Here is a 738-nt window from a genome sequence, read left to right as displayed (position 1 = left end):
AGCCTAGAATAGCTAACTTTTCATCATATTCATTTCGCTTGTCACGCAAGGCTAAACAGGATTCAAAAGCTCTTTGCAATGGATGTTTTCGTTTACCGGTACCGTGTACAAACTCAATTTGCTTTTCGCGTATGGATTGCTCCAGCAAAACCAATAGTTCATCTTCAGTCATATCTGAGACGTCTATGTCCAAAAGATTTTGTATTTCATATTGAAGAACTAACAATTTATCCGGTAACTTAGCATAGTGCTTAAGAATTGCCTTTTTCCACACAAAGGTGTATTTATTTGCATAGGCTTCCCATTTAGTTCCGTCGATGAATACTTCAGAAAAATCTAAGCTGTCAAATTCACTTAATGCTTGAATAAATTGAGATAACAAATCTCTAAGTACATCAACAGTTAAGCGTTGAAAGAATCGATGAAATACCATATGAGACGGAGTCGGATAGCCCTGTAAGAGCCACATGTAATGGATATTTTTAGTGCATTGCTCAGCAATTTTGCGAACAGATACAATGCCTTCGGTCATAGCTAACACATAGACTTTAAACAAAAGATGGGGAGGTACTAAAGATTTTCTTCCTTTTGAAGAATATAAATGCTGCAACCTTGTATAGTCCAGTTCCTCCAATACAGCATCCAGTAATCTCACCGGTTCTTTTGGTCCGATCTGAAAGCCATAATCCAATGATAAAACTACTTGGCGAAAGCCAGAAAGTTTAGTATAATTGCCTT

1 protein-coding gene is annotated in these 738 nt (G+C 37.0%); it reads right to left on the bottom strand.

The window, feature by feature from the left end; all coding sequences use genetic code 11:
* Positions 1 to 738: transposase (locus QZL64_RS12820; protein ID WP_296309681.1), on the bottom strand; the 738-nt coding region annotated here is incomplete at both ends.

Origin of the sequence: Veillonella sp. CAG:933, assembly GCF_000431435.1 — a bacterium.
Classification (GTDB): domain Bacteria; phylum Bacillota; class Negativicutes; order Veillonellales; family Veillonellaceae; genus Veillonella_A.
The sequence above is the reverse complement of the archived record's forward strand: the minus strand, read 5'-3'. Positions and strand labels throughout refer to the sequence as shown.